Raw genomic sequence first — 6594 nt, 5'->3', positions numbered from 1 at the left:
AATAATAATTGAAATAAACATAAAAATATGTTAGAATTAATCTATACTTGATTATATCTATTTTCTTAAATAGAATTAAAATATGAATTGTTCTCTATTAGTAGTTTTATATAAATAATTAATATGAAATAGGGGGAATAAAATGAATTCACATAACATGAAGTATTATACTTTAGAAAAAATTGAAGAAATACTCAATGATAATGAATTCTACGATAATAATGACTTTGAAAGCGATGAAAAAGAATTCATATATAACAAAGAATATTCCAATATCATAGATATATTAAATGAATATTTAAAAGATGATGATAAAAATATCAAAAAATTATTCCTATTAGCAAAAGCATACTATCTAAACTTTGATTACAAAAACAGCAAAGAAATATTAAAAAAAATAATTGAATTAGACAGCAAAAATGACATAGCATTATATTGGCTTGCATGTGTATACTATTCTTCTAATGTTATTAATGATGCTTTAAAAAATATAAAAAATGCAATAGAAATAAATGACAAAGACTCTGAATATTGGTTTTTGATGGGAGAAATATACGATAATATAGGAAATTACCAAGATGCTGCTATTTCTTATAAAAAAGCTTATGATATAAACAATACATCAGAAGTTAATAATAATAAACAATATTATGCTTTTAATTTAGCTAAAGAATATTTAAAAACTGAAAACTTTGATGAAGCTGCAAAATATTTTAAAAAATCTTTAGAAAACTTTCAAGATGATAATAGTGAAATTATTCATTATTTGGCATTATCTTATGATAAAAATAAACAATACGATGAAGCTATAGATACATATTGCAAACTATTAAAAAATGATTATTATAGTGAATTAGAAGACTTTTATTCTACTGCAATAGATTCTCTTGCAAAAATATACATAAAAATAGGAAATGATAAAGAAGCTGAAAATCTATATAAAAACTATATAAAAATTAATCCTTCTATATGGAGCAGAATAACTAAATTTTATGATAATAATATTAATCAATATAAAGAAATAATCAAAGCATATAATGATATGATAAAAGAAAATCCTGAAAATAATCAATATTATTATTATTTATCTGAGTTGTATAAAGAAATTGAAGAATATAATAAGGCCATAGAATTATACAATCAAGCTATAGAAGTAAATCCTAATGATTTTAGTTATTATATTTCAATAGCAGCATTATATGAATACATTAAAGAATATGATAAAGCTGTAGAAATGTTAAAAAAAGCTATAGAAAATGATTCAGACAATATTGAAGCATATATTGCATTAGGAGATTTATACGAGAAATTGGGAAGTATAGAAGAAAGAAACGATGCATATAAAAAAGCAATAGAAATATATAATAAAGAAGATGATGCTTACAGTTTTGAGGATATTGGAAATTTATATGAAAAATTAGGGGATATAGAAAAAAGAAATGACGCATATAAAAAAGCAATAGAAATATATAATGAAACTCAAGATATATATCATTTGGAAAAACAGGCTGATTTATATATAAAACTTAATGATAAAAATAATGCCATTAACTCATATAAAAAATTATTAGAAATAGATCCTTATAATAATAAAGCTTTAGAAAAAATAGAAGAATTACAGTAGTTAAACCTATACACTAATTAAAGCGTAATAGACTTGTTTCAAAACTACTTGACAAAATTATATGTAAAAATTTAGCAATTTATCAATCATAAAAACAGCGTTTTACATGTTTTATAATCTGCCATTTTAGTATATAAATATGCAGTCCTTTTGCTTCTCGCCGCAGGCGGGCTGTGCCTGGGTCACCACCGAGTAGGTGCCTAGACGGCAAAAGAAGTGGGGTTTTGCGTAAGCACGCAGAGCGGTGCACGACTGTGTGCTTCGCAGCAAAGCCCCAACTATAATTTAAAAATATTAAATAAAAATTTACAAATATTAAGAAATTTAGTTTTGAAACAAGTCTAATAATAAGTGTTAAAAAAATAATTAATATAAAGGTCACTTGGGCGGGCATACTTTAACAATTTCTACTTTAAATATAAATAAATTAAAAACATAAAATTAATTTCAAAAATCTAAATGGCGGGGTATGTAATAAAGTTTTAAAACCTATTTTCACTCCCCACCCTATAGGATTTCTAATTTACTTTGAATTTTTTGTTTTTTATTTTTCTATTGTCTAATTAGAATTTACAGCACCCACCCTAGTTTTCTTCAAAGTATATGAGTTTTATAGCACGCGGTAAATATATTTAAATTTATAATAAATACTGCAATTATAGATTAAATTTACTTTTTAGAATGATTTTAACGCGTGCTGGAAAAATACAAATTATAAAAATAAAACTATATAATTTAGCTTATAAATTCTATTCTTTTGCTACGATTTTTAAATAATTCAAAAATGCCTCGTCTTCACATATAGTCTTACCTTCATCATCAGACAGTTTAGCTACAGGCTTACCATTAACACTTTGAAGTTTCATCACTATATTTAAAGGCTTAGCTACAGGTTCAAAATCATTTGTAATGTAAGTACCTATACCAAATGTAACATTAGTTTCTTCTTTGAATTCTCTGTATATATTATACGCCTTATCAAAATTAAGACTATCACTGAAAAGCAATGTTTTAGTTTTAGGATTTACCCTGAGATTTTTATAATGATTTATAACCTTATATCCCCACTCAAAAGGATCTCCGGAGTCATGCCTTATTCCATCATAAAGTTTTGCAAAATATAAATCAAAATCTTTTAAAAATTTATCAGTACCTAAAGTATCCGATAAAGCTATTCCTAAATCTCCCCTGTATTCATTAACCCAAGACTGAAGCATGAACTTCTGACTTTCTGCAAGCCTTACCTTATCCAATGCCTGCCCAATTTGATAATATTCATGAGCATTAGTACCAACAGCAAGCAAATCATAAGTCTTAGCAAAATATACATTGCTTGTACCTACCAAACATTCAGCAGGAAGTTTATCTTTTAATATATTAACAACTTTTCTCTGCCAATCAAAAGAAAATCTTCTTCTAGTACCAAACTCTGAAAATCTAAATCCGTTATCTGATTTATGTATAGGCAGTAATTTTTCATCTATTTTTCTTATTAAATTAATTTCAGCCTGTTCATAAGCTCTTTTACCATTATCATCTTTACAAACAGTATAAGCATAATAAATTTCGCTAATCATAGCAAGAACCGGTATTTCCCAAAGAATAGTTTGATACCAAGGTCCTTCTATTTCTACAGTTAATTTATTATCATCAAATAATGCCTTTATATGCTCAGCTAAAGGTCTGTATAACTTGAGAAATTCTATATAATCTTTTTTTATAAATCTTAAAGATGCTAAATATTCTAATTCATCTTTTCTAAATCTTAAATCGCAAAAATATTTTACCTGTTTTAAAAGTTCCTTATGCATATCTTCAGTCCACTCTAAAATATTCCTGCTTCTAAAAACATAACGAACCCAAACATCTGAAAATTGTCTTAAGGCACATTGCTGCATAGTAAATTTATATAAATCAGTATCTAGCAAACTATTTATTATAGGTTTCATTATTTTATCCTTATTTATTCTTATTAATTTTATCAAAAGTCTTGGATATTTTATAAAGCCTATAAATCCCCGAGACAAAACCTACGAATATTCCTATTATTGTAAATAAAGGCTTACTGTTAAAATGTTTATCAGCATAATATCCAACAAAAGTTAAACCTAATACCATACTTCCAAACTCAACACCAAGTGCTGCATATTTTATTCCATTTTTTAATTTTTTATTTTCAGTTATATTCATTCATATTCCATTGTTGTAAATATTAATGGATTAACATATTCACTAGCTATTCTTAATTCATACTCAAAAACGCCTGTTTTAGCATTTCCTAATATTTCCCCCTTCTTTACACCCATTCTTTCTGATACTAAAGAAGTAGCAAGTCCGCTATATCTGGTAATAATACCAAATCTATGATAAATTGTAATTGTAAATCCGGTATCTTTATTGTAAGATATATCATTAACTGTACCGGAAGCAGTAGCTCTAATCAGAGTTCCTGCAATAGTTTCAAAACCTATACCCCTTGATATAATAGAGCCTTTCTGATAAGGTCTTGATATAACGGCATATCTTGAATCTATAGGCAGTATGGAAGGTATTGGCTCTAATGCATTATTTTTTGAAGTTATATTAGCCTTTAACTCATCTAAATATACTTTCAATTTTTCTAACTCTTCAGCTCTTGAATTCATAAGTAAAATATTATCTGCATAATTTGCTGCTAAATTAATACTATTTGTATCAACTTTCATTAGAGAGGCAATATTAGACATATCATTTCTATAATAGTCATTAGTAACAACAGAGCTGAATATATTTTCAAGCGAATTTATCTCAGATAATTTATCCTTATAACTTCCGCTTAACACTTCAGTTTTACTAGCCAAAACTGTATTTTTTGTAAGAAAAGAAAATGTTGTGAGCAGAGATATAGAAATTATTAATACTATTATTATAATAGAATATACAGGAAGCGATAATGTTCTAGTTTTCTTCTTAGAATGAGGTATAAACATAAAATAAATTCTATGCGTGAGAAATCTACCGATTTTATTAAAAAATAAATGAAATGGGTTATTCTTTTTATTAATATATTTATTATTATTTTTCTTTTTTTTATGTTTTATATACATAATTCTACTGCTGCCTATTTTATAGTTATTTTAACAAAATATTGATTTTTAATCAATAATATAATAACAGTTAAATAGTTCATTTTGTAGTATATATATCAACTAAAGCTAAGTACATTTGATTAGCTAATTCTTTTACAGCTTTGTTGCTTCCAAATTGCCATTCATGTATAAAAGCAGATTCTATGAGTACAGAAGGAACATCTTTTTTTATTTCCTGTTTATTATAAGCATTTTCAAAAGCATCTCCTATAACTACTAACCCTCTTAATGATATGGCATTATTTATAAGCTCTTCTTTATCATAAAATTTCCATACAGTATTAGGAAGCACTCTGTCATGTCCTATTATAGGGGAAATTTTGTATTTCTCCTGCATTCTCTCAGACAATTTATAAGCCACCTGCATAGAAGCTGGGAATTCTCTATTGTAAGGACTAACTATAACATGAAAACCTGAAGTCTTAGATCTTCTGCTTATATAAGGCATATAATCAAAATGTATACTTAAAAGCAAATCAAAATTATTATCTATAGCATAGTGTCTAATAGCATATAACTCTAAAGTCTGATATCTAGTTAATCTTCCGGTTCTCTCTTCACCTTTTACTTTTGTATTATATATACCTAAAAGTTCCTGATAATTATTAGTCATATATTCTTTTATTGGTCTGCTGTAATATGCACCTTCTCTGCTTAAAAAATATTCAAATCTATTATCCTCTGAAAGTATTTTTGCTAATTCTCTAGCCACCCTTAAATTCATATAATATTCATAACCCAAATAACCCAAAGCACCTTTAGTAGCCGCATTATGTCCCGGATCTATAAGTATTCTTACTTTTCTATTTTCTATTATATCATTAAATTTTCTGCTAGGACTTTCAGCATTATTTAATTCGCTTTCTCGTACTATAGTTTCAGATACTCTCATATTTGCAGTAACTATAAGAGATGAAAAAGAAACTATTATCAGAACAATAATTACTGTAGAAAATATAATAAAACGGTTCTTGTTATCCATAATAGTATAATTATCGTAAATAATTTTATTAAATTAATATGCATATACAAAAATAGGGCTTTTATAAGCCCCATTATTTAGTAATTTCATTATTATTGCTATTATTGACAAGAAGCCTTTCCTGTTCTTACATTTATTCCGCCGGCATCTGATATCATCTTAATAATATTCTGATTTCTTGATTCGCATGCATAAGTGTATGCTGATTTATTTAACTGTTTGCTTACTATATTTACATCAACTCCTTTATCCAACAAGAATTTTACAGCATCTTCTCTTGAGTTTCCAGCAGCAACCATAAGCATTGTTTCACCGTCTCTTTTATCCTGCTCATTAAGATCTAATTTTCCATTGTATAAAGGATATAAATACTCTATAATTTTTATATTTCCGCCAAGTATAGCAGATTTAAAAGCACTTGTAACATCAGCAGTATCGCCTGCATAGAGATTAGCACCTTTAGATACTAAATACTCAACAACATCTAAATATCCTATGAAAGCAGCCCAGCCTAAAGCAGTCTGTTTCAAACTGTATGTATCCTGAACTTCTATATCCTGACCTGCCTCAACCATTTTTTTTATCTCATCAAGATTTCCTTCTTTTACCGCATCAAACCATTTGGCATTAGGCCCCTGAGAAGATTTTGTATAAAATATTCTATGTGAAAGTCTTCTAGGATTTGCAAGATTGGTTAACTGTTCTGGAGTAAGTCTTTTAAATCTTGCAGTCTGAGAATAAAGCGGAATGGATAAAATTAAAATAAATAAAATACTAACTATATTCTTCATAATATAATATCTCCAATTTAATTTTTGATTTTAAAACAAAAATTACTATATTTAGTAAAATACTTTTTA

At 26.8% G+C, this 6594-nt stretch carries 6 protein-coding genes; 1 reads left to right on the top strand and 5 read right to left on the bottom strand.

The features are described 5' to 3' along the window. Window positions 1-142 precede the first annotated feature (142 nt). The gene (locus A966_RS02905; protein ID WP_008722354.1) at window positions 143-1624 is read left to right on the top strand and encodes a tetratricopeptide repeat protein; all 1482 of its coding nucleotides are present in this window, start codon (window positions 143-145) and stop codon (window positions 1622-1624) included. A 749-nt stretch (window positions 1625-2373) separates the two neighbouring features. Here A966_RS02905 and pncB read toward each other — a convergent pair. The 5 genes from pncB to A966_RS02880 all read right to left on the bottom strand — a co-directional run bounded on the left by pncB (window position 2374) and on the right by A966_RS02880 (window position 6525). Continuing rightward, complete coding sequence (pncB, locus tag A966_RS02900; protein WP_039955511.1) at window positions 2374-3573, bottom strand: nicotinate phosphoribosyltransferase; 1200 nt, start codon at window positions 3571-3573, stop codon at window positions 2374-2376. Window positions 3574-3583: 10 nt separating this feature from the next. Beyond that, the gene (locus A966_RS02895) at window positions 3584-3814 is read right to left on the bottom strand and encodes an AtpZ/AtpI family protein (RefSeq protein ID WP_008722350.1); all 231 of its coding nucleotides are present in this window, start codon (window positions 3812-3814) and stop codon (window positions 3584-3586) included. Beyond that, window positions 3811-4710, bottom strand: coding sequence for a M23 family metallopeptidase (locus A966_RS02890; protein WP_008722348.1), 900 nt, complete (start codon window positions 4708-4710; stop codon window positions 3811-3813). The genes A966_RS02895 and A966_RS02890 overlap by 4 nt, the downstream gene beginning before the upstream one ends. Window positions 4711-4789: 79 nt before the next feature. After that, complete coding sequence (locus A966_RS02885; RefSeq protein WP_008722346.1) at window positions 4790-5734, bottom strand: N-acetylmuramoyl-L-alanine amidase family protein; 945 nt, start codon at window positions 5732-5734, stop codon at window positions 4790-4792. Window positions 5735-5835: 101 nt separating this feature from the next. Then, a complete protein-coding gene (locus A966_RS02880; RefSeq protein WP_008722345.1) occupies window positions 5836-6525 on the bottom strand; it encodes an ankyrin repeat domain-containing protein in 690 nt (229 codons plus the stop codon). Window positions 6526-6594: the final 69 nt, after the last annotated feature.

Source organism: Brachyspira hampsonii 30446 (assembly GCF_000316195.1).
In the GTDB taxonomy this organism is placed as follows: domain Bacteria; phylum Spirochaetota; class Brachyspiria; order Brachyspirales; family Brachyspiraceae; genus Brachyspira; species Brachyspira hampsonii_C.
This window is presented reverse-complemented; position numbering and strand designations above follow the sequence as displayed.